22 protein-coding genes and 1 pseudogene are annotated in these 26,539 nt (G+C 72.6%); 13 read left to right on the top strand and 10 right to left on the bottom strand.

What is annotated here, in order from left to right; all coding sequences use genetic code 11:
* Positions 1-103 precede the first annotated feature (103 nt).
* The 5 genes from ACNAVT_RS18385 (at position 104) to folE (ending at position 7,870) form a co-directional block, all read left to right on the top strand.
* Positions 104-241, top strand: coding sequence for a hypothetical protein (locus tag ACNAVT_RS18385; protein ID WP_416297799.1), 138 nt, complete (start codon positions 104-106; stop codon positions 239-241).
* A gap of 507 nt (positions 242-748) precedes the next feature.
* A complete protein-coding gene (locus ACNAVT_RS18380; RefSeq protein WP_416297798.1) occupies positions 749-4,066 on the top strand; it encodes a S8 family serine peptidase in 3,318 nt (1,105 codons plus the stop codon).
* Positions 4,067-4,202: 136 nt separating this feature from the next.
* Positions 4,203-4,778 (top strand): hypoxanthine phosphoribosyltransferase, encoded by a 576-nt coding sequence (hpt, locus tag ACNAVT_RS18375; protein WP_416297796.1) that lies wholly within the window; start codon positions 4,203-4,205, stop codon positions 4,776-4,778.
* A 384-nt stretch (positions 4,779-5,162) separates the two neighbouring features.
* The gene (ftsH, locus tag ACNAVT_RS18370) at positions 5,163-7,169 is read left to right on the top strand and encodes an ATP-dependent zinc metalloprotease FtsH (RefSeq protein WP_416297957.1); all 2,007 of its coding nucleotides are present in this window, start codon (positions 5,163-5,165) and stop codon (positions 7,167-7,169) included.
* A 35-nt stretch (positions 7,170-7,204) separates the two neighbouring features.
* Positions 7,205-7,870, top strand: a complete 666-nt coding sequence (folE, locus tag ACNAVT_RS18365) for a GTP cyclohydrolase I FolE (RefSeq protein WP_416297955.1) — start codon at positions 7,205-7,207, stop codon at positions 7,868-7,870.
* Between the two features lie 28 nt (positions 7,871-7,898).
* On the opposite strand, the gene ACNAVT_RS18360 is transcribed toward folE, so the two are convergent.
* The gene (locus tag ACNAVT_RS18360; RefSeq protein ID WP_416297794.1) at positions 7,899-8,600 is read right to left on the bottom strand and encodes a hypothetical protein; all 702 of its coding nucleotides are present in this window, start codon (positions 8,598-8,600) and stop codon (positions 7,899-7,901) included.
* A complete protein-coding gene (locus ACNAVT_RS18355) occupies positions 8,597-11,113 on the bottom strand; it encodes an FtsK/SpoIIIE domain-containing protein (protein WP_416297793.1) in 2,517 nt (838 codons plus the stop codon). Before ACNAVT_RS18355 ends, ACNAVT_RS18360 begins: the two co-directional genes overlap by 4 nt.
* Positions 11,114-11,443: 330 nt before the next feature.
* Here ACNAVT_RS18355 and ACNAVT_RS18350 point away from each other — a divergent pair, with 330 nt between their 5' ends.
* Positions 11,444-12,001 carry a hypothetical protein gene (locus ACNAVT_RS18350; protein WP_416297953.1) on the top strand — a complete coding sequence of 186 codons (558 nt, stop codon included), beginning with the start codon at positions 11,444-11,446 and terminating at the stop codon, positions 11,999-12,001.
* Positions 12,002-12,007: 6 nt separating this feature from the next.
* Here the strand turns inward: ACNAVT_RS18350 and ACNAVT_RS18345 are convergent, their stop codons facing one another.
* The 7 genes from ACNAVT_RS18345 to ACNAVT_RS18315 are packed head-to-tail and all read right to left on the bottom strand — an operon-like array spanning position 12,008 to position 20,453.
* Positions 12,008-12,607 (bottom strand): hypothetical protein, encoded by a 600-nt coding sequence (locus ACNAVT_RS18345; protein WP_416297791.1) that lies wholly within the window; start codon positions 12,605-12,607, stop codon positions 12,008-12,010.
* Positions 12,608-12,620: 13 nt separating this feature from the next.
* Complete coding sequence (locus tag ACNAVT_RS18340; RefSeq protein WP_416297789.1) at positions 12,621-13,796, bottom strand: M23 family metallopeptidase; 1,176 nt, start codon at positions 13,794-13,796, stop codon at positions 12,621-12,623.
* Positions 13,793-14,344 (bottom strand): hypothetical protein, encoded by a 552-nt coding sequence (locus ACNAVT_RS18335; RefSeq protein WP_416297788.1) that lies wholly within the window; start codon positions 14,342-14,344, stop codon positions 13,793-13,795. Before ACNAVT_RS18335 ends, ACNAVT_RS18340 begins: the two co-directional genes overlap by 4 nt.
* A 5-nt stretch (positions 14,345-14,349) precedes the next feature.
* Positions 14,350-16,284 (bottom strand): MFS transporter, encoded by a 1,935-nt coding sequence (locus ACNAVT_RS18330; protein WP_416297787.1) that lies wholly within the window; start codon positions 16,282-16,284, stop codon positions 14,350-14,352.
* 1 nt (position 16,285) lies between these two features.
* Positions 16,286-19,714, bottom strand: a complete 3,429-nt coding sequence (locus ACNAVT_RS18325) for an ATP-binding protein (protein ID WP_416297786.1) — start codon at positions 19,712-19,714, stop codon at positions 16,286-16,288.
* A gap of 49 nt (positions 19,715-19,763) precedes the next feature.
* A complete protein-coding gene (locus ACNAVT_RS18320) occupies positions 19,764-20,126 on the bottom strand; it encodes a hypothetical protein (protein WP_073837722.1) in 363 nt (120 codons plus the stop codon).
* 12 nt (positions 20,127-20,138) lie between these two features.
* Entirely contained in the window at positions 20,139-20,453 is a 315-nt protein-coding gene (locus ACNAVT_RS18315; RefSeq protein WP_416297784.1) for a hypothetical protein, read from the bottom strand.
* Positions 20,454-20,809: 356 nt separating this feature from the next.
* On the opposite strand from ACNAVT_RS18315, the gene folP reads away from it, so the two are divergent.
* The 6 genes from folP (at position 20,810) to ACNAVT_RS18285 (ending at position 24,820) form a co-directional block, all read left to right on the top strand.
* Positions 20,810-21,676, top strand: a complete 867-nt coding sequence (folP, locus tag ACNAVT_RS18310) for a dihydropteroate synthase (protein ID WP_416297782.1) — start codon at positions 20,810-20,812, stop codon at positions 21,674-21,676.
* On the top strand, positions 21,673-22,032 hold the full coding sequence (folB, locus tag ACNAVT_RS18305; RefSeq protein WP_107078733.1) for a dihydroneopterin aldolase: 360 nt from the start codon (positions 21,673-21,675) through the stop codon (positions 22,030-22,032). Before folP ends, folB begins: the two co-directional genes overlap by 4 nt.
* Entirely contained in the window at positions 22,029-22,556 is a 528-nt protein-coding gene (gene folK, locus ACNAVT_RS18300; RefSeq protein WP_416297780.1) for a 2-amino-4-hydroxy-6-hydroxymethyldihydropteridine diphosphokinase, read from the top strand. Before folB ends, folK begins: the two co-directional genes overlap by 4 nt.
* Before the next feature lie 38 nt (positions 22,557-22,594).
* Entirely contained in the window at positions 22,595-23,083 is a 489-nt protein-coding gene (locus ACNAVT_RS18295) for a DUF3180 domain-containing protein (RefSeq protein ID WP_416297951.1), read from the top strand.
* Positions 23,084-23,202: 119 nt separating this feature from the next.
* Positions 23,203-24,420: an ABC transporter permease gene (locus tag ACNAVT_RS18290; protein ID WP_416297779.1), complete on the top strand. Its 1,218-nt coding sequence runs from the start codon at positions 23,203-23,205 to the stop codon at positions 24,418-24,420.
* A 91-nt stretch (positions 24,421-24,511) separates the two neighbouring features.
* Positions 24,512-24,820: a hypothetical protein gene (locus tag ACNAVT_RS18285; RefSeq protein ID WP_416297777.1), complete on the top strand. Its 309-nt coding sequence runs from the start codon at positions 24,512-24,514 to the stop codon at positions 24,818-24,820.
* Here the strand turns inward: ACNAVT_RS18285 and ACNAVT_RS18280 are convergent.
* A pseudogene (locus ACNAVT_RS18280) lies at positions 24,795-25,843 on the bottom strand (ABC transporter ATP-binding protein). The gene ACNAVT_RS18285 and the pseudogene ACNAVT_RS18280 sit on opposite strands and share 26 nt — an antisense overlap.
* A 2-nt stretch (positions 25,844-25,845) precedes the next feature.
* On the opposite strand from ACNAVT_RS18280, the gene ACNAVT_RS18275 reads away from it, so the two are divergent.
* Positions 25,846-26,535: an ABC transporter permease gene (locus ACNAVT_RS18275; RefSeq protein WP_416297776.1), complete on the top strand. Its 690-nt coding sequence runs from the start codon at positions 25,846-25,848 to the stop codon at positions 26,533-26,535.
* The last annotated feature ends 4 nt before the right edge of the window (positions 26,536-26,539 follow it).

Here is a 26,539-nt window from a genome sequence, read left to right as displayed (position 1 = left end):
ATCTCGGCCACTGTTCGCACCGCGCGACCGGCGTCAGACTGGTTGACATCCGGTGCGCACCGGCGGCGAAACCGACATCAACCATGGGAAAGCGAGCGCCGCCATGACCGTCCTGCTGCTCCTGCTGTTCCTTCTCCTCCTCGTCGTTGCGAGCGCTGCGGGGCTGACCGCGGACACCCGGGACTCGGCCGACTGGAAGTCGACCGACGAGGGTCGCCGTTGGTCGTCCCGTACCTGCTGACGTGACCTGCCTCTGCTGCGGCAAGTATCCCGGTGGGGCCGCGTCCAGAGGGGACGGCGCCGCGCTTCAACCGCCCGACAGGTCCGAGGGGACATATCTCCCGGCGAATAGCGAATGGCGAATGACGAACGGGCTCCGCGATTGTCTCGCCGGGCCCCTTCGCCAACTTTGCGGGGCCCGCATAACGAGCCGCCGATTGCCCGGCGAGCCGCTCGTGATGGTGGCGGTACCGCAGTATCGGGGACCAGGCGACAAACGCCATCTGAAGGGCGAGTAGCTGCGTCATCCGCAGGCTGGCGGCAGCCCGCCGAGTCCCTTTTGGGCAGCGGGTCCGAATAGGCCTCGTTTCGCCCGGAGGTGCCGGCGAAAGATACTCGCGCTTCTACTTCTCTTCTCCTGATTTCCATGTGACGATGCCGGGATATCTCGCTCCGGACCCTGCTGATGGCGCTGGCCTCGCGGCGTGCAGCGGTGGGGTGTTCGCTCTCCCCCCGAGAGGAATCAGGCATGAAGACAAGCAGGTGGCTGCGGGCTGCTTTCGCAGCCGCGCTATTGCCGCCCCTGGCGGTCGTCGCCTGGGCCAGTCCCAGCGCGGCGGCGCCCGGCGAGTTCACCGCCGGTGACCCGATTCCGGCCGATTCTCGCTACACCGCGTTGAAGTCGCCGACGAGCCGGCTGGCCGAGACCGACAAATCGCTGCTCGGCCGTACCGACAGCGCCCCCGTGCCGGTCGTCGTCAAGCTGGCCTACGACTCGGTCGCCACCTACGTCGGTGACGTGGACGGCTACGCCGCCACCAGCCCGGCCGTGACCGGCCGCAAGCTGACCGGCTCGGCGGCCGAGCGTAGCTACGAGGGCTACCTGGCCAAGCAGGAGCAGAAGTTCTCCGCCGACCTGGCCCGCAAGGTGCCGGGGGCGAAGGTGAACGGCCAGCTGCGCACGGTCTACGGTGGCGTGTCCACGGTGGTGCCGGCGGACAAGGTCGGCGATCTGCTGAAGATCGACGGCGTGGTCGCGGTGCAGAAGGACGAGATGCGCCAGCCGCTGACCGACTCCAGCCCGGGGTTCATCGGCGCGGACAGCCTCGACGGCAGCCTCGGCGGCGCCAGCAACGCCGGCCAGGGTGTGGTCTTCGGCGTGCTGGACACCGGTGTCTGGCCGGAGCACCCGTCCTTCGCGGACCAGGGCAACCTGTCGGCACCGCCCGGCCCGGCCCGGGTCTGCAACTTCGGGGACAACCCGCTGACCCCCGAGGTCGACGTGTTCAAGTGCAACAACAAGCTGATCGCCGGCCAGCCGTTCATGGACACCTACAACGCGGTCGCCGGTGGCGAGATGTACCCGACCTCCGCCCGTGACAGCGGCGGGCACGGCACCCACACCGCCAGCACCGCGGCCGGTAACGTCATCAGCTCGGCCAAGGTGTTCGGCGTGGAGCGGGGTCCGGCGCGCGGCGTCGCCCCCGGGGCCTGGGTCGCCGCGTACAAGGTCTGCGGCGCCGAGGGCTGCTTCAACTCCGACTCCGCCGCCGCGGTCGCGCAGGCGGTGCTCGACGGGGTGAACGTCATCAACTTCTCCATCTCCGGCGGCACCAACCCGTTCGCCGACCCGGTGGAGCTGGCGTTCCTCGACGCCTACGCCGCGGGTGTCTTCGTGGCGGCGTCGGCCGGTAACGACGGGCCGGGCGCGGCCACGGTCAACCACGTCTCTCCCTGGGTGACGACGGTGGCCGCCTCCACCCAGACCCGCGAGTTCAACTCGACGCTGACCCTCAAGGCCGGTGCCGACACCGTGGTGCTCAAGGGCGCCTCGATCACCGACGGGGTCAGCAGCGACACCCCGGTCGTGATGGCCTCGGCGGCCCCGTACAGCGACGCCCTCTGCCAGAAGAAGGCCACCGCCGGCACCTTCACAGGCAAGATCGTCGCCTGCCAGCGGGGCGTGAACGGCCGGGTGGAGAAGGGCTACAACGTCAAGCAGGGCGGCGCGGTTGGAATGATCCTCTACAACCCGACGCTGGCCGACGTCGAGACCGACAACCACTGGTTGCCCACGGTGCACCTCGCCGACGGCACCCAGTTCGTCGCCTGGATGGGCGGCCACACCGGGGTGACCGCGTCCTTCACTCCCGGGGCGAAGGACAACGGCCAGGCTGACGTGATGGCTTCCTTCTCCTCGCGTGGCCCGGGCGGGTTCGGCATCAAGCCGGACATCACCGCGCCCGGCGTGCAGATCCTCGCCGGGCAGACTCCGACGCCGGAGGACATCACCGGCGGTCCGGCCGGGGAGTACTTCCAGGCGATCGCGGGCACCTCGATGTCCGGGCCGCACATCGCCGGCTCCGGCATCCTCATGAAGGCGCTGCACCCGGACTGGACGCCGGGGCAGATCAAGTCCGCGCTCATGACCACGGCGAAGACCGGCGTGCTCAAGGAGGACCTGACCACCCCGGCTGACCCGTTCGACTACGGCAGCGGCCGGGTGGATCTCACCAAGTCGGGCACCCCTGGCCTGACGTTCGACGAGACCGTTGCGCGGATGGTGGCGGTGGGCAACGACGCGGTCAACGCCGTGCACCTCAACCTGCCGTCGGTGAACGCCCCGGTCATGCCGGGCAAGCTCACCACGGTCCGGACCGCCAAGAACGTGACCGACAAGCCCCAGACGTACAAGGTCACCACGACGGCACCGGCGGACAGCACGATCACCGTCACGCCGAGCGTCCTCACGGTCCAGCCGGGCGGGTCGGCCGATCTGCGGATCACCATCTCGTCGACCGCGCCGAGCAAGCAGCTCTTCGGCGAGGTCAGGCTGACGCCGGTGAGCAAGAGCCTGCCCGCGTTGCACCTGCCGGTGGCCTTCGTCCCGAAGCAGGGCGACGTGAAGCTGGCCAGCACCTGCAGCCCGGACAAGATCGCGATGCACGAGGCCGCGACCTGCACCGTGACCGCGACCAACGAGTCGTTCGGTGACGTGGTGGTCGACCTCACCTCCAGGACGAACAACAACCTGAAGGTGAGCGGCGCCGACGGGGCGACGAAGCTCGACGACCGGTCGGCGGAGAAGAAGGGCGTGACCCTCGCGGGCGCCGTGGCGGGTGCGCCCTCGCTCAGCCCGGGCGTGAATCCCGCCGGGGGGTACCTCCCGCTCGCGAACTTCTTTGCGCCGAGGGCCATCGGCGATGAGGAGATCGTCAACTTCAACGTGCCCGCGTTCGTCTACGGCGGGCAGACCTACACCCGGCTCGGGATCGTCTCCAACGGCTACCTCGTGGTCGGCGGCGGCACGTCCGAGGACGTCCAGTACGACCCGCCGGCGATCCCGAACCCGGCCCGGCCCAACAACGTGCTCGCGCCGTTCTGGACCGACCTGACCGGTGTGGGCGCGCAGGGCATCCGGATCGGTTCGCTCACCGACGGGGTCCACAGCTGGCTGGTCGTCGAGTGGCAGGTGAATGTCTGGGGTACCAACTCCAACCGGCACTTCCAGGTCTGGATCGGCACCAACGGCACCGAGGACGTCACCTTCGCGTACGACCCGCGGGCGCTGCCGGCGCTCCCGGCCAACCAGGCGACGGTGATCGGCGCGGAGAACTCCACCGGCACCGGTGGCGACATGCTGCCGACCGGCACCCGGCCCAGTCAGGACCTGCGGATCATCAGCAGCGAGCCGGTCGCCGGCGAATCGGTGTCGTACACCGTGGGCCTGGAAGGGCAGACGCACGGCAAGGGTGTGGTCACCAGCACCATGACCTCGCCGTCCGCTCCCGGCACGACGGTGGTGACCTCCGCAATCGAGGTGAAACACCCCGGTAACGGCCAGTAGCCCCGAGCGGTACCTGTGATGTGCCCCGCCACCGGAACGTCCGGTGGCGGGGCACCCTCGTTGACCCGGTCGGCGGGTATTCGGACAGGGTGGCCCCGGCGCAGCGGGCCCGAGCCGCGTACGGCAGGCTAGAACCATGGCTGAGGGCTCCTGGTACGACGCCGACATCGACCACGTGATCATTTCCGAGGCGCAGATCCGCGAGAAGACCGCGGAACTTGCCAAGCAGGTCTCGGCGGACTACGCACACGTCGAGGACGGTCTCCTGCTCGTCTGCGTGCTCAAGGGTGCGGTCATGTTCATGGCCGACTTCGCCCGCGCGCTGGGGCGCCAGGGCCCGCCCGCCGAGCTGGAGTTCATGGCCGTCTCCTCGTACGGCCAGGGCACCACCTCCTCCGGCGTGGTCCGGATCCTCAAGGACCTGGACCGGGACATCGCCGGCCGGCACGTGGTGGTCGTCGAGGACATCGTCGACTCCGGCCTGACCCTCTCCTGGCTGCTGCGTTACCTGGAGTCCCGCTCCGCGGCCAGCGTCGAGGTGGTCGCCCTGTTCCGCAAGCCGGACGCGGTCAAGGTGCAGGTTCCGGTCAAGTACGTCGGCTTCGACATCCCGACCGAGTTCGTCGTCGGCTACGGCCTCGATTTCGGCGAGCGGTACCGGGAGCTGCCCTACGTCGGTGTGCTCAAGCCCGAGGTGTACGCCCGGGCCTGAGGCGGGGACCACTCGGCGTCCGTCAAGCGGACGTACAGCGGACTCTCAGCCTTCCGGTCTACGGTAGAGACCGGTGACGTGGAGGCACCCTTCACGCCCGGCCCCTCGAACCGCGTGACCGGGCGATCGGGTGGCCGGGTGAGGAGCTCCCCGCCACGCCGGCTCGAACCCCTCGGGTTCGCCGTACGCGTAAGTGCCGGGCTCGCAAGCTCACATCTGGCCCGCACGGTGTACCGTCGAATGACCGCAGCGCGGCAATTCGCGCGCTTCGGGGTCGAGGCCGGCCCGCACGGCGGCTGCGGCCGCCGCCCGAGGCGGCGACACCATTCAGACGGTCAGGACGTCGATCAGGAGGATGCGGGCGTCTCGATGCCCGACGACAGTATGGAACGTACGCGTTTCTTCCGCCGACCGGTGGTCTGGATCATCCTGGTCATCCTCGGCGCCGTTGTACTCAGTCAGCTTTTCACCGCTGGTCCCAGCTACCACCGGGTGGACACGTCCGTTGCGCTCGACCAGCTCAACAAGGGTGGTATCGAGAAGGTCGTCTTCCAGGACAAGGAGCAGACGCTCCAGCTCGACCTGAAGGACAAGGCCAAGTTCGACGACACCACCACCGACAAGATCCAGGCGCAGTTCCCGTACGAGGTCGGCGCCCAGGTCTTCAACGAGGTCAGCAAGGCCAAGGCGGAAAACAAGATCACCGGCCCGGTCGACACCAAGGTGTCGTCCGAGAGCATCTGGGTGAGCCTGCTGGTCAACCTGCTCCCGATCGCCCTGCTGGTGCTCCTGCTGCTGTTCTTCATGTCGCAGATGCAGGGCGGCGGCTCCCGGGTGCTCAACTTCGGCAAGTCCAAGGCGAAGATGATCACCAAGGACACGCCGAAGACCACCTTCGCGGACGTGGCCGGGGCGGACGAGGCCGTCGAGGAACTGCACGAGATCAAGGACTTCCTGCAGAACCCGGCGAAATACCAGGCCCTGGGCGCCAAGATCCCGAAGGGCGTGCTGCTCTTCGGCCCGCCCGGTACCGGTAAGACCCTGCTCGCCCGGGCGGTTGCCGGTGAGGCCGGGGTGCCCTTCTACTCCATCTCCGGCTCGGACTTCGTGGAGATGTTCGTCGGTGTCGGCGCCAGCCGGGTCCGCGATCTCTTCGAGCAGGCCAAGTCGAACGCTCCGGCGATCGTCTTCGTCGACGAGATCGACGCCGTCGGCCGGCACCGCGGCGCCGGCATGGGCGGCGGCCACGACGAGCGGGAGCAGACCCTCAACCAGCTCCTGGTCGAGATGGACGGCTTCGACACCAAGGGCGGCGTCATCCTGATCGCCGCCACCAACCGGCCGGACATCCTCGACCCGGCGCTGCTGCGCCCGGGCCGCTTCGACCGGCAGATCCCGGTCGACGCCCCCGACATGGAGGGCCGCAAGGCCATCCTGCGGGTGCACGCCAAGGGCAAGCCGTTCACGCCCGACGTCGACCTCGACTCGGTCGCCCGGCGGACCCCCGGCTTCAGCGGTGCCGACCTGGCCAACGTGATCAACGAGGCCGCGCTGCTCACCGCCCGCAAGGACCAGCGGGCGATCACCAACGACTCCCTGGAGGAGTCGATCGACCGGGTGATCGCCGGTCCGCAGCGCCGGACCCGGGTGATGAGCGACCAGGAGAAGAAGATCACCGCGTACCACGAGGGTGGGCACGCGCTGGTCGCCTGGGCGCTGCCGCACGCCGCGCCGGTGCACAAGGTGACCATCCTGTCCCGGGGTCGGTCGCTGGGCCACACGCTGGTCCTGCCGACCGAGGACAAGTACACCCAGACCCGGGCCGAGATGGTCGACACCCTGGCGTACGCGCTGGGCGGGCGGGCCGCCGAGGAGCTGGTCTTCCACGAGCCGACCACCGGCGCCGGCAACGACATCGAGAAGGCCACCCAGCTGGCCCGCGCGATGATCACCCAGTACGGCATGAGCTCCAAGCTCGGCGCGATCAAGTACGGCACCAGCGGCGACGAGCCGTTCCTCGGCCGCAGCATGGGCCACGAGCGGGACTACTCCGACGCGGTGGCCGCCGAGATCGACGGCGAGATGCGGGCGCTGATCGAGCTGGCCCACGACGAGGCCTGGGAGATCCTGGTGGAATACCGGGACGTCCTGGACAACATCGTGCTCGAGCTGATGGAGAAGGAGACCCTCTCCACCGCCGACATGGCCCGGATCTGTGCCCGGGTGGCGAAGCGCCCGCCGATGGCCCCGTACCACGGCTTCGGCAAGCGTCAGCCCTCCACCGAGCCGCCCGTGCTCACGCCCGCCGAGAAGGAGGCGCTGAAGGCGCAGGCCCAGGCCGATGGTGCCGCTGTCGGCGGTTCGTCGAACAACTCGGACGGTACCCACTGAGCACCGACCCGACGGCCAGCTCCCACACCCGGGAGCTGGCCGTCTCCGTGACCGAGCCCGACGGCGAGGATGCTCTGGACTACGTCGCCGCGCGCCTGATCAGCGGCAAGCTGACCGGGCGCCCGGTGGAGGAGACCATCGACCTCGCCCGGATCGAGAAGGCGGTCCGGGAGATCCTCATCGCCGTCGGTGAGGACCCGGACCGGGACGGCCTCCAGCAGACGCCGGCCCGGGTCGCCCGCGCGTACGCCGAGCTTTTCGCCGGCCTGCGGGTCGATCCGGCGCAGGTGCTCAGCACCACCTTCGAGGCCAACCACGAGGAGCTGGTGCTCGTCCGGGACATCGACGTGATGAGCCTCTGCGAGCACCACCTGCTCCCGTTCCGGGGCAGCGCCCACATCGGCTACATCCCCGGGCCGGACGGCCGGATCACCGGGCTGTCCAAGCTGGCCCGGCTGGTCGAGGTCTTCGCCCGCCGCCCCCAGGTGCAGGAGCGGCTCACCTCGCAGATCGCCGACCTGCTGATGAGCAAGCTGGCTCCGCGCGGCGTCGTGGTGGTGCTCGAATGCGAGCACATGTGCATGGCGATGCGCGGCATCCAGAAGTCCGGCGCCAAGACGATCACCTCGGCGGTGCGCGGCACGCTCCAGCACGACGCCAAGTCGCGCGCCGAGGCGATGGCGCTCATCATCCCCCGCTGAACGGTGCGGTGCGGACGGCGAGGGATCCTCAGTCGCCCAGCATGGCCAGGACGATCCCGGCGGTGGCCAGCACCGCCGGGATCAGGCACACCAGCGCGCCGAACCGGGGTGTCCGGTCCACCCGGTCCTCCGGGCGGGGCCGGAACAGCCGCCCCACCGCAAGCCAGCCCACCATGGTCGCGACCGCCGGCATCGGCAGCCCGACCACCAGCGCCACGATGCTCACCGGGCCGGCGCCGGCGGCGAGGAAGAGCACCAGCTGGACCACCGGGACCACCAGCGCCAGCGGCCCGTACACCAGCAGATTGCGGGGGACCGCACGCCACCGGGCCAGCCGGGGCAGTCCCCGCGCGGCGAGCGTGTCGTCCGCGGCGTCCGCCCAGCCCCGGGCGGACCGCAGGCAGGCCAGCACGGCTGCCGGACCGGCCGCCATGGACCGGGCCGCCTCGGTCACCTCCGGCGGCGTCGGCACCAGCGAGATCGCCGGTACGTTCAGCTCCCGCAGCCGCGACTGCTGCGACGCCAGCCGCTCCCGCACCGCGGTCAGTTCCTCCCGGGCCGCCGCCACCGACCGGGCCTGCTCGCTGGCCGCGGTCGCCGCGGCCCGGCGTACCCCGTCGAGCTGCCGGGCGGCGGCGACGTAGTCCGCCCAGGCCGCCTCGACCGGATCCACCTCGGCCGTGGGACCGCCGGACCGGGGCGCGGGGACGGCCGTACCGGTCTCGCTCACGCCGGTTCCTCCCCGAACGGCACCAGAATCGTCCCCTGCTCTCCGGGGCCGTCCCACAGCACCGCCCGTCCCGGCCGGGGTCGCCACAGCACCGGCCGGTCGAACAGCTGCTCCAGCCGGCCGCCCGGCACGTCGGTCACCACCACGGCGGTCAGCTTGTCCACCTCGTCCTCCGCGCCGAGCAACCCGGCCAGCGGCGCCACCGAGCGCCACCAGCCGAGCAGGTGCCGTCCGCCCGCCGGCCCCTCCCGCAGCAGCCGTCGAAGCCGGTCGGCCGGCAGTTCGGTCGCGTTCGGTATGTCCAGCCCGAACACCACCAGGTAGCCCGGCTCGTCGGACTCCAGGACAACCCGGAGCCCGGCCACGTCGACGGTCTCCACCTCGTGCCGCTCCGCCAGTTCGGCGGCGAGCGCCGTGGCCGGCTCGGCCGACCCGTTCGCCAGCGGCGCCAGCACGAACCGCGCCGAGCCTTGGTGCGCCGCCACGCTCCGCACGGCGGTGACCAGCAGCCGCTCGGCCTCCTCGTCCCGGCCGAGCACGGCGAGGTTCCGCCCGGCGGCCGGCCCGAGCGGCACGGCCACCGTGGACCGGCGGACGTCCACCGCCCGGCCGAGCAGGGCGGCCGGCGTGTGCGCCCGACCAGCCAGCGCGGCCCGGTAGCGCGGGTCGTTGGCGAGCAGCGGGCGCGCGTACCCGGCGAAGACCACCGGCGGGGCGGCGCCCGCCGGGCGAGCCGACCAGAGCCGGTGCCGCAGCTCGGCGAGGACGTCCGGATCCTCGTGCGGGTCCGGGAACCGGATCATCCGTTCGTGGCCTCGGGTCGCACCGCGCGGCCCGCCCAGCCCGCCGGCGGTGTTCACCACCGCACTGCCCATCGGCAGGCCGGCGGCTGCGTCGTTCGTCGGCTCCAGCACCGCCGCGCCCCCGGGCAGCGCCACCCGGACCGAAAACTGGCCGAGCAGCGGGTCGCGCGGGCCGCCGAGGCCGAGGTCGCCCTCGCCGGCCAGGATCAGGTGGATCCCGTACGCACGCGCGGCGCGGGCCAGCGCCTCCAGCCGGGCCAGCAGGTCCGCGGCCAGCCGGTCCCGCTCCCGCAGCGGTAAACCGTCGATCACGCAGATGATCCGGGGCAGCGTCTGGTGCTGACGCAGCTCCGCATAGCGCTGCCCGCCGGCCCGCTTGCCCGCCTCCTCCCGGCGGTGCAGCTCCGCCTCCAGTTCGCCGAGCAGGTCCGCCACGTACTCCCGGTCGGCGGTCATCCCGGCGACCCGGACCTGCGGCACCCAGGATCGGTCCAGCTCGGTCTGCAGGAACTCCACGAAGGACTCGCCGTCGGCGAGGTCGGCCAGATAGAGGGCCAGCTCGTCGGGGCCGTACCGGGCGGCCAGGCCGAACAGCACGTTGGTGAGGAACGCCGACCGCCCCGCCTGCGAGCGACCGCTGACCAGCCAGTGCGGCGTCAGCTCGGTGAAACCGAGACTGACCGGCCGACCGGCGGCATCGCCGACCGTCGTGGCGAGCCCGTCGACGGACCCGGACGCCCACAGCTCGCCCGCCGGCAGCAGGTCGGTCAGCGCGAGCCGCGAGCGGTCCTCGATCTGCCGGGCCAGCCGGCGGCAGACTTCGGTGACCAGCTCCTCCGGCGGGCCCTCCTCGACGAAGACCGGAGAGTTCAGCCCGCCGGGCGGCTCCGCGCCGGGGCTGCTCAGTCCCGCGCCGGGCGGGTCGCCCACCAGCGCGTACGCGGTGCGTACCGCCATCGGGGTGGCCTGGGGCAGCGGGGCGGCGGCCGGCCAACCGGCCACCACCAGATGCAGGCCCGCCCGGTATCCCCGGGCGGCCAGCTCCCCGATCCGGTCGAGGTCCGACGCGGCCGTCCCGTCCGGCAGGGCGGCCACCATCAGCAGCAGCGTACGGTCGTGGCCACGTTGCCGGGCCGTACCCGCGGCCACCCACTGCTCAGCCTCGGCCAGGACCGCCCGGAGCCCTGTCACGTCGGTCGCGGGCGGCGGCAGCAGCCCCGCGTCGGCCAGCGCCGCGAACCCGGTGAAGGTGCCGTCCGCCCCGGTGCCGTCCACCGCTCGAGCCAGCAGGGCGCCGGCCGGGGCGGCCGCGAACAGCCGGAGCAGAAGGGCCCGGAGCAGGCCGGCCACCCGGGGCTCGCCGGCGTCGGCGTCGATGCTCAGGTGTCCACTGCCGAGCAGCGGCACCAGCGCCGGGAACCGGGCGTCGTCCAGCGGCCCCGCGGTGCCGACCCGGACCACCGGCGGCGGGCCGTCCCCGGGCGGGGTGGCCGCGGTCAGCGTCTCCAGCGGCGCACCCGCCCAGCCCGGCGCGGCCAGCGCCGCCGCAGCCCGGAGCCGCTCCGCCAGCTCGTACTGGCGATGGTGGTCGGCGGGGGCCGGCCGGATCTCGTCGAGAATCCCGGCGGCCGCGGTCGCCGTCGCCTCGGCCCGTCGGTGCAGTGCAGCGGCCCGACCGGCTCGCGCCTTCGGACTCGCCACCGCGTCCACCTCTCTTCCCGAGGCTGACATGTCCTCCCGAGCTGTGACGGTATCCCAGCCGGGCGCCCTCCTCCGGGATGTCGGTCGGCGCTGCGCCCGCTCTTTGCGCCAGCGGTGAGCAGGCTCACCCGGATCCGGCCCGGCCGGGCCGACGGCACCTGGCAAGCCGCCCTTCGGTGGCTCGTCGGCCGTTGGGTCCGTCCCGCTCGCGGCAACGGCCTGGCCGATGCCAGCGGGCCCGATCGGCGTGGGCCCGACCACTCATCGGTGGGCCACGATGCGGGGATCTGGGGCATTGGGTACGCGACGCGCAGCCGATAGCCTCAGGAGGTGGAATCAGTGCAGCCCCCCGCCGGTTCCCAGGTCTCCCGCGTGCCGGCGCAGCGGACCCCGCCGGAGCAGTTGGCGCCCCCCGCACCGGCGCCGGCGCCGGAACGTCCGCGTCGGCGGCTGCGTACCGTCCTCGTCGTCGTCGCCGGGGTGCTGGCGCTGCTCTGCGGCAGCGGCGCCGTCGTCGGCTTCGTGCTGTACGACCGGGCGACCGCCCCCGACCGCAGCGCCCCCGACGTCGTGGTGGACAACTATCTCCGTGCGTTTCTCGTCGACCGCAACGACACAGAGGCAGAGGAGTTCGCCTGCGAAGGCCGAGCCAACCTCGGCGAGCTGCGATCGCTTCGCGATGACCTCGTGTCGCGTGAAAAGAGGTTCGGGACGACGATCTCGGTGAGCTGGGGCGCGCTTGATGCACGGCAGACGGACGACATCGCCGTGGTCGAAGTGGACCTCATAATTTCGGCGTTCGTCGACGGCATCTCACAGAGCGATCGGCAGGGCTGGCGGTTCGAGACGCGGCAGGGCGATGGTTGGCGGGTGTGCACGGGGCAGCGGGTCGACTGACCGCGCTCACTCGATCCAGAGCAGGTGGACCGGAACCTCCAGGGTGGCCGGCGACTGACCGCGCCACGCCCACCGGTACCACTCCAGCTCCGGGGCTACCCGGACGCAGATGTCCCCGTCCGCGCCCGAGTAGGTCTCGGTCACCGCGCGAAGGTCGCGCTGCTCGGTGCCTCCGTTCACGTGCACCACGCGCCGCCCGGTCACCGCGTCGGCCTCGAAGACCGGGACAGGTGGGCGATGGGCGGGCGCGTCGAGGGAGACCAGGCGGGTGCCCGCCCCGGCGGGGTGTCCGGACGGCCGGCGACCGCTCACCGTCTCCACCCAGACCCGCTCCACCGGCACCAGCGGCGCGAAGACCTCCACCTGCTCGGACTCGGCGCGGTACCACTCGTGCTCCGGAATGACCGGCACGTACGTCCGGCTGCCCTGCACCACCCGGTCGTCGGCGCGCAGGTCGCCACGCCAGCCGAGACCGGGCAGGCCGACCAGGACCCGGTGACCGCGCAGCTCGATCCGGTCGGTGGCCGGGACGATGTCGATCGGGCGGGGGGGCAGCGGCGCCCAGTCGGGCTGATCCGCGAAGGGATCGGGCAGCGGGTCGCTCATGCGTCGGTGGGCCTCACGTGGTGCCGTCCAGCGGTGCGCCGCGGTCCCGCATGAACGGCACCGGGTTGATCGCGCCCCGGCTCGACCGGTCGCCGTCGACGTGCACCTCGAAGTGCAGGTGCGGCCCGGAGGAGTTTCCGCTGCTCCCGGAGAGGCCGATCACCTGTCCGGCCTCCACCGACTGCCCGGGCACCACATGGGGGCGCTCCACCTGGTGGCAGTAGCGGGTGATGTACCCGCCGGCATGCAGAATGTCCACGAACCAGCCGCAACCGCCCTTGCCGGGCCAGCCGTCCCGGTCGCAGTCCCGCCGCCCGGAGCGGTCGGGGTCGCAGCGGGCCACCAGTACCCGGCCGGCAGCCGCCGCGTGGATCGGGGTTTCCTTGGCGGCGGCGATGTCCACGCCGTTGTGGCTCGGACGTTCGGCGGTCCGGAAGCCGGAGCCGACGCCGCCGTCAAGGGGGGCGGTCCAGCCGGAAGCGGCGATCCGGGCGCCGGCGGCGGCGTCGCACACCGCCTTGCCGGAGATCTCCACGGTCCGGGCGGCGCCGCCGGCGAGCGCGTCGACGATCCGGCCGGCCAGGTCCTCGTGCTTGGCGTACGCGTCGGGGAACGCGCTGACCTGGACCTGCTGCGCCACGGCGGTCAGCGGCCGGCGCTGCCAGTTCGGCACCTTGAGCATCTTCTCGTAGAACTTGCGGGCGGCGTACGAAGGCGTCATCCGCTGCTGGACACTGCCCCAGCCGGGCCGCTGCTGGAAGAGGCCGAGGGAGTCGTGGTCGGAACCGACGCCCTCGTGCGGCAGGGCCAGCGACGCCGGCACTGTGCTGTTGGCGAGGTTGCGCAGCGCCGACTCCTGCATGGCGGTGGACAGGGCGATGACCCAGCCGCGGGCCGGCACCTTCATGTCCTGGCCGACCTTGACGATGACGGCGGCGTTGCGCAGTTGGCCCTCGCCGTACTCCGTGAACCGCGGCATGTCCCCGCTGACGCTGACCTGATAGGTCGGGTCGCAGGCCAGGCTGGCGGTGAGCGCGTCCTTCTCGTCGCCGCCCAGCTCGGTGAGGAGGAACGCGCCGGCGCCGCCGACGCAGCAGAGCAGGGTGAGCACTGTGGTCAGCGCGGCGGCCACCACGCCGCGGCGCAGCCGGCGCCGGCGAGGTGCGCGGGAGCCCGCCTCGGCGCTCACTTCCGCTCCCAGTCGACCGCGTCCACCAGCCACCGGCCGTCGGGTGCCACCAGCTCGAGCCGAAGCTGGCCGTTGTCGAGCGGGATCAGCGCCTCCACGAAGGACTCCGCGCGGGGCCGCAGCGTCACCTGTCCCGTCATCCGCCGGGCGGGGACGCTCTCCGGGTCCGCGCCGGTGAGCTTCTCGGTCAGCGCGGGGGTGGAGAGCGGCCGCAGGCGGGCCTGCCAGTCGTCCCCGCTGCTGCCCGGGCCGGTCAGCCAGGCGCGGGTGAAGCGCCCGGCGGCCTGCTCGGGGGTCAGCTCCCCGGGACGGGTCTTCGGGGCAACCGCTGACGGCGGGCTGGACAATATCCCGTCGTCACCGACCTCCGGGCCGACCGTGCTGATCGGTTCGCGCGGCCGGTTGCTCAGGCCGGTGGTCGGGTCGATCGGCCCGGAGACCAGCCGGGCCGCGCCGATCACGCCGAAGACCAGGGCGGCGATCACGAGCGCGATGCCGAGCCGGGACCGCAGTACCCGGGTGACCAGGAATTCCAGCGCCCGACGCATCGGCCTCACCGTGCCTCGGAGCGCACCCGGGGAGCCGGGCTGGCCGGCGGACGGTCGGCCGAGTCCGGCCGGTAGATGGCGAAGGAGGGGGCCTCCTCGGGCACGTCGGGTTCCGCCCAGTTCGCCGGCTGCCGGCGTGGTCGTGGCGTCGTGGTGCGGCGTCCGCTCTGCTGCCCCGGCGCGGAGGCCTGGTCTGCTCCCGCCCGGCCGTCCGGCCGCTCGCGTCCGGCGACGGTGGCGGCGTGCGACGGGTCCTCGTGCCGGGCCTCCGGCCGCAGGCTGCCCTGGTCGAGCGCCACGCCACGCCGCCGGCCGATCGCCGGCTCGGCAGTGCCGCCGGGCTCGGCCACGTCCAGCCGGGCCGCGATCCGCATGTCCCGGAAGAACCGGCGGTGCCAGGAGCCGGCCGAGCTGACCGCCTCGCTGCTGTCCTTGCCGCCGAGCTGGGTGATCCGCCGGTACGGACGGAGCAGCAGCCAGCCCACCACGCCGCAGAGCCAGACCAGGACCACCTGGAGCCAGCCGGGTAGGGCCGGGGTGTTCATGATGAGGTCGACCGCGAAGAGATAGATGGCCGCGCCGGTGCCGAAGATGGCGATGTTGAACACGGCCGCCACCACCGCGTTCGCCAGCCGGCGGAGGCCGGCGCTCGCCGGACGCATCAGACCGACCGTGCCGAGGATCGGCGCGGCGATCACCGCCCAACGGAAGATCAGGAAGCCCAGCAGCACCAGTAGCGAGGCGGTGAGATCGAACATCGCGAAGAGCAGCGAGGCCAGCACCGCGATGAAGCCGGCACCGATCCGATCCATGTCCCGGACGCCCTGGAGGTACTCGTACGCCTCCGGGTCCTCGGTCTTGATCTGCTCGGCGACCCGCGCCCACTGCTGCTGCTTGGCCTTGATGGTGGCCTCGCGCGTAGCCGGGTTCTGGCGGAGTTTCTCCGCCTCCTCCCAGGAGAGCGACTTGGCGTCGTACAGGGCGGGACCGTACTTCTTGGCCGTCTCGCTGTCGGCTGAGCCGAGCACGCCCCGCAGCCAGTTCCGATAGAGCATGGTCTCGGTGGCGGTGTCGCTGGCCCGGACAGCGGGTGGGCGCTTGTCGACACAGGCGTCGGGGTTCGGCAGCGCGCACCTGTCCGCAGGGATGTCTCTGGACGCGGGGCCGACGGCGTCGTGGACCACGCCGAGTGTGGTGATGAGCGTGTTGTCGGCGATGTTCGCCGACTTCACCGGCCACGCGGCCAGGGCGGTCACCGCCACCATCACCAGCACGGCCCAGCCGGCCGTGGTCATGGCGTTGCTCATGTCGGACTGGCGCGAGCGCCACATCAGGTAGAGGCCGACCACGCAGAGGGTGATGATGCCGAAGACGCTGAACACCTTCTGGTAGACGGCCTTGGTGGCCTGCTCCACCAGCGGATCCGCCCAGCTCCACATGGACCGCGGGTCCCAGGCGCGTTCGCGCAGCGCGTTGGACGCTCCGATGACCGCGTTCGCGAACATGAACTCGCCGTTCGCGACCATCGTGGTGAAGCGGTAGTCCGGATGGAGCACGGACGAGGCGCAGCCGCCGTCGACGTCGTACGTCGTGTAGCTGTACCCGGCGTAGCCGTAGTCGCTGTAGAGCCCCTTGGGGCCGGGGAGCTTGGCGGAATCGGGGCGGGAGGCGAACCAGCCGGCCAGGCCCGAGTCGGGCGCGCCGGGGACCGGTGCGTTGCGGCACTCGACCTGGTCCTGGCTGACCTCCTTGAGCTTGGCGACGCAGGCGCGGAAGTCGACCTGCCACTGCTTGGTGCTGCACAACTCGGCCCGGACCTGGGCGACCGGTGTGACGGCGTACGCGGGTGTCGCCCCGACCACCGGCCAGGCGATCGTGGCCACGGCGAGTACGCCGAGCGCGAGGAGGAGCGCCGCGATCCGTGCCCTGGCCCTCGCCATGTCACGCCTCCAGATCAGCCAGGACGGTCGGCAGCGCTCCGGCCGCCTGGGCGACCGCGGCGGGGGTGGTGTCCAGGTGGTCCAGCAGCCCGTCGACGTACGACACGTCGACGCGGACCTTCTGCACGCGCCCGTCGACGTCACGCATCACGAACTCGCGGAAGCCGAGCCGGGCGGCCGAGCCGGAGTCGGCCTGGGACAGCGAGGCGAGGGTGGCCTCGTAGCCGTCGTCGACCGGCACCCGGAGCAGCCGTAGCGCCTCGGAGGCGATCTCGGTGTCCTCGGCTATCCGGCCGACGAAGACGGTGGAGACCAGGTTCTGCACGTCGAGGCCGAGGATGTCCTTCGGGTTCTGCGAGGCGACCAGGGCGGCGAGGTTCCACTTGCGGGAGTCGCGGGCGAGGCGGACCAGGAACGACCGCCCGGAACGCCAGCCCTCCATGAAGTGCGCCTCGTCCAGGCCGACCAGCTTCCGTGAGGACATCGAGCCGCCGTAGCAGCGCCGTACGGCGAGGCGGTGCGCGGTGTGCAGCATCGGCAGGGCGAGGGCCTCCTCCGCCGACCAGTACTCGCGCTCGATCTTGAGGTCGGGCAGCCGGAGCCCGGCCATGGTGATCACGGTGAGCGCGGCGTCCGCGCCGAGCAGCCCCTCCGGCGGCCGGCCGAAGAAGAGCATGGCCAGCGGCATCTCGGCGGTGTCCAGCAGCAGGTTCGCCAGCTCCCGCCCGGCGTCGTCGTCCAGCCCCTGCAGGCAGGCGACCACGTCGTCCAGGGTGGACGTCTCCTCGGCCGGCACCTGGCGTACGGCGTGCCGGAACAGGGTGGCGGTGGACGCCTCCCGGGCCACCTGCGGCGGCACCAGCATCATGCAGATGTCCTGCACCAGCATGCGGCGCTCGGCGCGGGCGTTGGAGACCGCGATCTCGAACTCCCGGTCGCCCGCCGCCCCGCTGCCGAACTCGCTGCGCAGCGGCGTCGGGATCAGCGCGTAGGGGGCCAGGGTGCCCTGCTCGGAACCGGTCAGGTTGAGCACCCGCGAGTATGGCCGCAGCTCCGGCATCGCGCAGAGCCGGGCCAGCGGGCCGGAGGGGTCGAGCAGGGTCACCTGGACGCCGCGCCGGGCGGCCAGGTAGCCGAGTGCGCCGAGCAGGGTGGACTTGCCGCCGCCTGGTTCGGCGACGAAGACGGCGAGGCCGGAGCGTTCCCGGACCTCCATCGGGAAGTGCAGGTCGAGGAAGACCGGCCGGCGGCAGGTGCCGGCGGTGCGGCCGATGAGGTCACCGCGCCGGTCGCCGACCGTGGACGCGGCCTGCGGCAGCGCCGCGGCGAGCAGGTTGACCGGCATCCGCCGGACGTAGCCGGTGTTGGCGATCGGCTCGCCGGGGATGAACTCGCGGGCCAGCCAGTCCTGGTTCTTCGGATGCTGGAGCGAGATCCGCAGCTCCCGGGAGTAGAGCTGGATGAGCCGCCGGGCCCGTTCGAGGCACTCCTCGCGGGTCCGGCCCCCGACCGCGATCCGGTGCCAGCCGTGCGCGCGGGCCGAGTCGACCGGCAGGCCGGTGGTCATCTCGTCGCCGATCACCAGCGCCCGCTTGGCGAGCCGTTCCAGCTCCGGCGGCGCGTCGATGCCGTGCTCGGCGTAGTCGAGCTGCTGGGACCGGATCATCCGGAGCCGGTGTTCCAGGTTCCGGAAGGAGTCGCCGGGGCCGAGGATGTCGACGCGGGTGGAGAGCTCCATCGGCCACGGGAGCCGCTCGTGGAAGTGCAGCCACGGCTCGTGCCGCTCGGGGATCTCCAGCGGTTCCATCCGGCCGACCGCGAGCACGGCCACGTGCCGCTCCTCGCCCGTCATCCGGTTGACCAGCTTCACAGTGGAGCCGTACGGGGTGCGGTAGCGCTCGACCTGCTCGGTGAGGGCGAGCAGGTCACCGCGTTCCCATCGGTCGTTGGTCACCGGGGAAAGGACGCCGGGCGGCGCCATGCAGAGCGCGACGGAGCGGTAGAGCAGCCACTCCAGCTCCTGCGCAGTGACCCGGCGCCCGCGCATGCCGAACGCCCCGAGCACCTCGTCGAACTGCTCGACCGTGCGGCCCAGCTTGCGGCGCTCGCCGTCGGCGGTGCCCCGCCCGAAGGTGCGCAGCAGCCGCTCGGCGAGCGAGTCGCCCAGCGACCGGCGGGCGAAGGTGACGCCCAGGTACGTCTGCCCCTCCGCGTGGTTGACCGCCATCAGGTGCCGCTGCGCCGCGACCAGGTGGTCGGCCCAACCGGGAGTGCCGGGGACGTCGGGCAGCGGCGATGCGGTGTGTGCGTCGATGGTGCGCGCCCACTCGTCGGCCGGGAAGGGCCGGGTGGTGCGGCGCAGGTGCAGCCGGAAGCCGGCTAGACCGGCGTACTGCTCGGAGATCGCCGAGAGCAACGCCTCCCGCTCGGCGTCCGGGCGGAACGCCCAGCGCACCTCGGGCAGCCAGTACCAGGCGGTGACCGTGTTCGGGGTGAAGGTGAGGTGGCCCGCGATCTCGGTGATCGCCAGTTCCACCGACGGGTCACGATCGCCGAACTTGATCTTCGGGGGGCGTACCCGGACCGGCTTGACGGGCTTGCCGCCCCGCTCCGGGGACCGCTGCCGTGGCGGGGCGACCTCCCGGGTGGTGGCGGCGGCGAGCTCGCGGGAGTTCGGCCGGGTCGCCTCCGCCGTCCGCCGGTCGCCGCGGCGGGCCGGGTGTCCGGCCCGGGGCTCCGGGTCGGTCAGCTGCGGCTCGGCGGCCGGCCGGAGCACGGGAAGCCGCTCGCCGGGCTGGTGCGGCACTCGGTTACCGGCCGCCGGCGCCGGGTCGAGGGCGGCCGGCCGTCCGGCGGACCGGTCCGCCGGCTCGGCGGCGCGGGCGGACCCGGGGGCCTCGCGGGTCCGGCCCACCGGGCGTACGCCGGGGACGCTCTCCCGTGGCCGGGCGGTCGGCGGCTCGCCCTCCGGCGCGTCGCCGTGGCCGGCGGGGCGGGGCGTCGCCACCGGCTCGGCCGGGGCGGTGTGCTGGTGCGGGATCGGCGGCGCCTCCCGCCCGACGCCGCGTCGGGGCGGCGCCACCACCGGGGTCGGCTCCGCCGGGGCCAGCGCGGGCGGGCTTGCGGGACGGGTGGCCGGGCGTCGTACGCCGGGCTGTGCGCCGCCGAAGAGGTCGAGGAACGGCGAGTCGATGTCGCCGTTGTCGCCGGCCGCCGGTTTGCGCTGCTCGTGACCGGAGGCGCGGGGCGCCACCGGTCGGGGCGGTTGGAACACGCCGACCCGGCCGTGCCCGGGGCTGGTCGCCAGTGCCGGGTCCAGAACGACCTCGTCCAACTCCTCGTCCTGTGAGTAGTCAGACGACTGCGCTCGGTTACCTTGCGGGTCGGCCGGGCGCCCGGCCGGGGAACCCGGCGTGGAAGAGCGACTCATGCGATCGCCTCACCCGCGTCGTTCGTCTGCGCCGTCGTCGTACGCCCGGTCATGCCAGTTCCTCCCGGATCCTGATCCGGCTCGCCACCAGGCGCGGGTCGCGCAGCTCGGCGGCCGGCTCCCGGGTGCGTCGCCAGTCCGTCAGCGCGGTCCGGATGACCATGCGCGCCGGTCGGTCCGGGTCGACGTGCCGGAAGATGAACGAGGTGGTCACGATGGCGAGCGAGATCTCCCAGGCGGGGAACAGCTCCACCTGCAACGTGAACAACCAGTGGATGAACATGTAGAGGGGTACGAGCAGCATGAACAGGCCGTACTGGGCGTACGGCAGGTGGACGGGAAGGGTGTACCCGGGCGGCCCGAGGTACACGAGACGAGCCCGGTAGATGTCGTCGTCGGTGCGCAGCCGCATGGTCGCCCGCGCCTATTCGAAGATCAGACTGATCAGGTAGTCGCCGACGAAGAAGAGGGTGGCGGCGCCCGCGATGAAGGCCAGGCCGACGATCGCGATGGCCGAGCTGGTCAGCACCTTGGAGATCTCGCCCCGGCTGGCCCGCCCGATGAAGATGACGCCGAGCACCGCGAGCAGAATCGGCGCGATCTTGCTGGCGAAGAAGGTGACGATCTTCTCGGTGGCGATGCCCTTGGGTGCCGGCTCGGCGAGTGGAGCCGACGCCAGGTTGTGGAGCGCGTGGTCGACGGCTGTGGTCACCGCCCCCATGAGCTCGGTGGCGATCACTGGAAACCTCCCCATGTCGCGGCCGGCGGCGCCGCGGTGGTGCAGTAGGCAAGCCTGGCGGGATGGTGCTCACTGGGCGCAGCATCGGCGACGCTGCGTTCGTCGCCCACCACGGAGAGTGGTGAGCTTTGGGGGGATTCTTCCCGCTTCGGCCCTCCCTCCAGGCTTCGCCATCTCGATGCTGGGCAATTCCAAAGCGTACGGCCCGGGCACCTTTGCGACAACCCGCGAAGAGTCGCCCCGAAGCGGCCCCGACGACCGATCGTACACCTGTTCCAATGCCCATGTCAGGGCTGTTGTCGGCGGTGGCCGCCGGGCCCGCCGGATGCCCTGCTGGCGACCGGTACTGTCGGCTCGTGACCGATCTGGTACGGGCGCAGGCCCCGGTGGTGATGGGCGTCCTCAACGTCACGCCCGACTCCTTTTCCGACGGCGGCAGATACGCCGATCTCGACGCTGCTGTCGGACACGGAGTGCGACTGCGCGCGGACGGCGCCGACCTGGTCGACGTGGGCGGTGAGTCCACCCGCCCCGGCGCCGACCGGGTCGACCCGGAGACCGAGATCGCCCGGGTGCGGCCGGTGATCCGCGCGCTGAGCGCCGCCGGCATCCCGACCAGCATCGACACCAGCCGGGCCCGGGTGGCGGAGGCGGCCCTCGCCGCCGGCGCCGACGTGGTCAACGACGTTTCCGGCGGTCTCGCCGACCCGGACATGGCCCGGGTGGTCCGCGACGCCGGCTGTCCCTGGGTGCTCATGCACTGGCGGGGACACTCCCGCCAGATGAGTGACCTGGCCACCTACACCGACGTGGTGGCCGATGTCCGGGCCGAGCTGAGCCAGCGGGTCGACGAGGCGCTCGCCGCCGGGGTCGCCGCCGAGAAGATCATTGTCGATCCCGGGCTCGGCTTCGCGAAGACCCCCGCGCACAACTGGGAACTCAGCGCCCGCCTGCCCGAGCTGGTGGACCTCGGCTTCCCGCTGCTGTTCGGGTCGAGCCGCAAGTCGTACCTGGGCCGGCTGCTCGCCGACACCGACGGCACCCCCCGACCCACCTCCGGACGCGAGGCGGCCACCATCGCCACCAGCGTGCTCGCGGTGGCGGCCGGCGCCTGGGGGGTACGCGTGCATGACGTGCGGGGCAACGTCGACGCGCTCGCCGTCTGGCGGGCCACCGGCAGCCCGCGCCTGCTGATGCCCACCGCTGACGAGGAGGACCGGTGACCGACCGGATCGAGTTGACCGGCCTGCGCGCGCACGGCCGGCACGGCGTCTACGACTTCGAACGCGCCCAGGGACAGGAGTTCGTGGTGGACGCGGTGCTCGAACTCGACCTCGCCCCGGCCGCGCGCTCCGACGAGGTGACCGACACCGTGCACTACGGCGAGCTGGCCGAGAAGCTGGTCGCGGTGGTCACCGGCGAGCCGGTCAACCTGATCGAGACGCTCGCCGACCGGCTGCTCGCGGTCTGCCTGGCCGAGCCGTTGGTCGCCGCTGCAACGGTCACCGTGCACAAGCCCGAGGCCCCGATCCCGCACGCCTTCCGGGACGTGGCCGTGACGATGCGGCGTACCCGATGACCCGGGCCGTGCTGTCGATCGGCAGCAACCTCGGCGACCGGCTTGGCCACCTCCGCGCGGCGGTGGCCGCGTTCGGCGACGCGGTGCTGGTGGTCTCCGGCGTCTACGAGACTCCACCGTGGGGAGACGCCGACCAGCCCGCGTACCTGAACGCGGCGGTGATGGTCGCGGACCCGGCGGCGAACCCGCGCGACTGGCTGACCCGGGCCCGGGCTGCCGAGCAGGCGGCCGGGCGGACCCGCGACCCGCAGCGCCGGTACGGGCCGCGCACCCTCGACGTCGACGTCATCGCGGTCTGGGACGACGCCGGGCAGCCGGTGCTCAGCGACGACCCCGAGCTGACCCTCCCGCACCCCCGCGCCCATCTGCGGGCCTTCGTGCTGCGGCCGTGGATCGACATCGAACCGCACGGCCGGCTGCCCGGGCACGGCTGGCTGACCGACCTGCTCAATGCCGAGCCGCTGGCCGGGGACGCCCTGGAACTCGGCCCTCGGCCGGATCTGGCGTTAGAGTCGACCGCATGAGCCAGGCGCAGTCCCCGCGCGACCCCGACCGCTTTCGAATGGGTCCCACCCGGATCTCCACGCTGGTGGTGGCGGGCCTGGCCGCCGCCGCGGTGGCCTGGCTGCTGATCAGCAGCTTCTACTACCCTGTGGCGCCGAGCCTGCCGTGGCTGCCGGTGGTCACGCTGGCCGGCCTGGCGGTGCTGGAGGGCTACGCGGCGATCAACACCCGCGGCCGGATCGACGGCCGCCCCGGGCGGGAACCGGTCAACGCGCTGCTCGTCGCCCGGTTCGTGGTGCTGGCCAAGGCATCCGCGCTGGCCGGGGCGATCTTCGCCGGCTTCTACGCCGGGCTGACCAGCTGGCTCTTCGTCGAGCGGACCAACGCCGCCATCGGTGACCGGCCGGCCGGGGTGGCCGGGCTGCTCGCCTCGCTCGCGCTGGTCGCCGCGGCGCTCTGGCTGGAACGGGCCTGCCGGGTGCCGGAGCAGGAGGACGACGAGGACCGTGAGCCCGGCGACCGGGAGAGCCGGCCCGGCCAGCGATGATCAGGGGTTTTCATCACCCCTGCCCGCAGGTAGCGTCCCTGGCGACCGGAGAGCAACGGCCGCCACCGGTCCGCCCGCGCGTCGGACCCGGATGGCCGGCGACGTGAAAGGCGCGGCGCATGGGGTACGACGAACCGGGCCGGGGCGCGCCGGTGGAGCCGTCGGGCGTGCCCGCCGCCGTGCTGGAGAACGTCTTCGACGACCCGTCGCACGGTGAGCCCGGCCGGGACCGGATCGCCGTTCACGTGGTCTGGGAGTTCCTGCTGCTGGCCGGGCTGGCCGCGGTGACCTGGCTGCTCTGGCGGGAGCACGCGGACGCGCTGCGCGGCGACGGGCTCAAGGCGCTCCTGGTCGACGTGGCCGGGTTCGGGCTGCTCACCCTCGCCGCCGGGCTGAGCCTGCGCGCGGCCGCGGTGAACCTGGCGGTCGGCCCGGTCGCGCTCGCCGCCGCCCTGCACTTCGCCGAGCAGGGCGACCGGGGCATTCAGGAGGCACTGCTCCCGGCGCTGGCGGTCGCGGCGGTCGGCGGGCTGGCGATGGCGCTGGCAGTGGTGGTGCTGCACGTGCCCGGCTGGGCGGCGAGCCTGGCCGGGGCGGCGGGCGTCATCGTGTACATCGAGCAGCGCACCGCCCCGGTCGTGGTCCAGGGTGATTACGACCCCCGGCGCACCGCCCTCTACCTCTTCGTCGGCTTCGCCGCGGTGGCCGTCCTGGGCGGCCTGTTCGGCGCGATGAAGCCGGTCCGGCGGCTGGTCGGGCGGTTCCGGCCGGTGGCCGATCCGGCCCAGCGGCGCGGCGGCGTCGCCGCCACGGTGACCGCGCTGGCCCTGATCGGCTCCACCGTCCTGGCCGTGCTCGGCGGGATGCTCATCGCGGCGAACCACGGTGGCCCGGTGGCTCCGGCCGCTGGGCTGGACTGGTCGGTGCTGGCGGTCGGCACCGCGATGCTCGCCGGCACCAGCGCGTACGGCCGGCGCGGTGGGATCTTCGGCACGCTGTTCGCGGTCAGTCTGGTGGAGGTCTTCCTGGCCTGGGCCGCGGTCCGGGGCTGGACGATCAGCCGGTGGGCCGCCGGCGGGGCCGTCCTGGGTGCCGGATTGCTGGTCACCCGGCTGGTCGAGACGTTCGGCCGGCCGCGTTCGGCCTGCGTCGGGCTGCCGGGGGGACCGGCGGGCGACGGCACCATCAGCACCGGTTGGGCGCTCACCCCGCCGCCGGAGCCGGCCGACGCCTGGCCGTCGGTGCTGCCGGTGCGGAACACCGAGACCATCGTCGACGGGTGGGAGGCACCCCGCTGGGATATCGAGCCACGCCGCTGGGACGCCGACGACCGCTGACGGTGGCCCAGGCCGACTGCCTGGCCGACGGCGGCAGGGTCGCCGCCACGATGCCGGGTCGAACCTGATCTCGCCGGTTAGGCTCGGTGGCATGACCGAAACCCCTGCCACCGGCGCCGGCGGCCATACCTTCGACGAGCTCGACAAGCTCTCCACCGAGGAGTTGCGCGAGCGGGCGTTCGCCCTGGCCCGGCAGCGCCACGACGTCGGGTTCTTCTGGTCGGTCCTGCGGCACCTGCCCAACGCGGACGAGGCCGCCGCCCTGGACGGCGCCCCTAACTCGGTCGGGCCGACCATCGACGAGGCGAGCGCCCTCTGGCGGGAGCTGACCGGCCACGGCTACGAGGAGTCCGCGCCGCTGTTGCGGGCTGCCTTCATCGACTACCTGATGAAGCACTGACCCGGCTGCCGGGGGCGGGCCGTCGGCTCAGTCCGCCATCGCGCCCAGGCCGAGCAGTCGGGACCGACTGAGCAGTCCGACCGGACGTCCGTCCTCGGTGACCACCGCGTGCTCGGCGGCCGAGGTGAGCAGCGCGCCCAGCGCGTCGTACGCCGAGCCGCCCAGCGGCACCGCCGGCAGGTCGGCCCCGTCCCCGTCCGGAAGCGGGTCGAGGACCTCCTGGGTGACCGGGGTGACCGCCAGCCGGCGGATGCCCCGGTCGGCCCCGACGAACTCGCGGACGAACGGTGAGGCGGGCGACCCGAGCAGGGCGGCCGGGGTGTCGTACTGCTCCAGCCGGCCGCCCTCGGAGAGCACCGCGATCCGGTCACCCAACCGGACCGCCTCGTCGAGGTCGTGGGTGACCAGCACGATGGTCTTGCGGACCTCGGCCTGGAGCCGCAGGAACTCCTCCTGGAGCCGGGTCCGGACGATCGGGTCGACGGCCGAGAAGGGCTCGTCCATCAGCAGCACCACCGGGTCGGCGGCGAGCGCCCGGGCCACCCCGACCCGCTGCCGCTGGCCCCCGGAGAGCTCGTGCGGGTAGCGGCGGCCGAACTGCCCCGGGTCGAGCCCGACCAGCTCCAGCAGCTCGTCCACCCGGTCCCGGATCCGCGCCCGCGGCCAGCCGAGCAGCCCCGGCACGGTCGCCACGTTGGCGGCGACCGTCTGGTGCGGGAAGAGGCCGACGTTCTGGATGACGTACCCGATGCGGCGGCGCAGCGTCACCGGGTCGACCCGGGTGACCTCGTCGTCACCGAGCAGGATCCGGCCGCCGGTCGGCTCGATCAGTCGGTTGATCATGCGGAGCACGGTCGACTTGCCGCAGCCGGACGGGCCGATCAGCACCACCAGCTCGCCGGCCTTCACCTCCAGGCTCAGCTCCCGCACCGCCTCCGTCCCGTCCGGGTAGCGCTTGCGGATGCGGTCGAGAGTGATCGATGCGGCGCTGTGTCCGTCGGCGGATCCCGGGGTAACGTCCACGTGTGTCCCTCCACCTGAGCTACCGGGCTGCGCCGGGTAACCCGTGGTTCTCCTGGCAGTACGTGCGGGACAACTCTGACACGATCCTGGCCGCGCTGCGCGAGCACGCCTGGCTCACCGGCCGGGCGGTGCTGATCGCCGCGCTGGTGGCGCTGCCGCTGGCGGTGGCCGCGTACTGGTTCCGTTCGCTCGCCGGGCCGATCCTGGCGCTGACCGGGGTGCTGTACACGATCCCGTCGCTGGCGTTGTTCGCCTTCCTCGCGCCGTACCTGGGTATCGGGGCGATCACCGTGCTCAGCGTGGTGGCGCTGTACGCGCTGCTGGTCATCGTGCGCAACGCGCTGGCCGGCCTGAACCAGGTGCCGCCCGAGGTCCGGGAGGCCGCCGAGGGGATGGGGTACGGCCGCTGGGGCCGGCTGTTCCGGATCGAGCTGCCGCTGGCCCTGCCCGGCATCCTCACCGGTGTGCGGCTGGCCACAGTCTCCACGGTGGCGTTGGTCACGGTCGGGGTGGTCGTCGGCCGGGGCGGCCTCGGGCAACTCATCTTCGCCGGCTTCCAGAACAACTTCTACAAGGCGGAGATCATGACCGGCACGGTGCTCTGTGTACTGCTGGCACTGGTGCTGGACCTGCTCCTGGCCGGCGTCGGCCGGCTGCTCACCCCCTGGCTGCGCCGGCGGGTCACCCCGTGAGCGC

Origin of the sequence: Micromonospora sp. SL4-19 (genome assembly GCF_047921475.1) — a bacterium.
Lineage (GTDB): Bacteria > Actinomycetota > Actinomycetes > Mycobacteriales > Micromonosporaceae > Micromonospora.
The sequence above is the reverse complement of the archived record's forward strand: the minus strand, read 5'-3'. Positions and strand labels throughout refer to the sequence as shown.

What these genes read in the sequence shown, in the direction of transcription:
- ACNAVT_RS18385 (WP_416297799.1), top strand. Translation starts at nt 104, where the DNA reads ATGACCGTCCTGCTGCTCCTGCTGTTCCTTCTCCTCCTCGTCGTTGCG.
- ftsH (WP_416297957.1), top strand. Translation starts at nt 5,163, where the DNA reads ATGGAACGTACGCGTTTCTTCCGCCGACCGGTGGTCTGGATCATCCTG.
- ACNAVT_RS18325 (WP_416297786.1), bottom strand. Translation starts at nt 19,714, where the DNA reads ATGAGTCGCTCTTCCACGCCGGGTTCCCCGGCCGGGCGCCCGGCCGAC.
- ACNAVT_RS18380 (WP_416297798.1), top strand. Translation starts at nt 749, where the DNA reads ATGAAGACAAGCAGGTGGCTGCGGGCTGCTTTCGCAGCCGCGCTATTG.
- ACNAVT_RS18290 (WP_416297779.1), top strand. Translation starts at nt 23,203, where the DNA reads ATGGGGTACGACGAACCGGGCCGGGGCGCGCCGGTGGAGCCGTCGGGC.
- ACNAVT_RS18295 (WP_416297951.1), top strand. Translation starts at nt 22,595, where the DNA reads ATGGGTCCCACCCGGATCTCCACGCTGGTGGTGGCGGGCCTGGCCGCC.
- ACNAVT_RS18335 (WP_416297788.1), bottom strand. Translation starts at nt 14,344, where the DNA reads ATGCGTCGGGCGCTGGAATTCCTGGTCACCCGGGTACTGCGGTCCCGG.
- ACNAVT_RS18285 (WP_416297777.1), top strand. Translation starts at nt 24,512, where the DNA reads ATGACCGAAACCCCTGCCACCGGCGCCGGCGGCCATACCTTCGACGAG.
- ACNAVT_RS18330 (WP_416297787.1), bottom strand. Translation starts at nt 16,284, where the DNA reads ATGGCGAGGGCCAGGGCACGGATCGCGGCGCTCCTCCTCGCGCTCGGC.
- hpt (WP_416297796.1), top strand. Translation starts at nt 4,203, where the DNA reads ATGGCTGAGGGCTCCTGGTACGACGCCGACATCGACCACGTGATCATT.
- ACNAVT_RS18345 (WP_416297791.1), bottom strand. Translation starts at nt 12,607, where the DNA reads ATGAGCGACCCGCTGCCCGATCCCTTCGCGGATCAGCCCGACTGGGCG.
- folK (WP_416297780.1), top strand. Translation starts at nt 22,029, where the DNA reads ATGACCCGGGCCGTGCTGTCGATCGGCAGCAACCTCGGCGACCGGCTT.
- ACNAVT_RS18320 (WP_073837722.1), bottom strand. Translation starts at nt 20,126, where the DNA reads ATGCGGCTGCGCACCGACGACGACATCTACCGGGCTCGTCTCGTGTAC.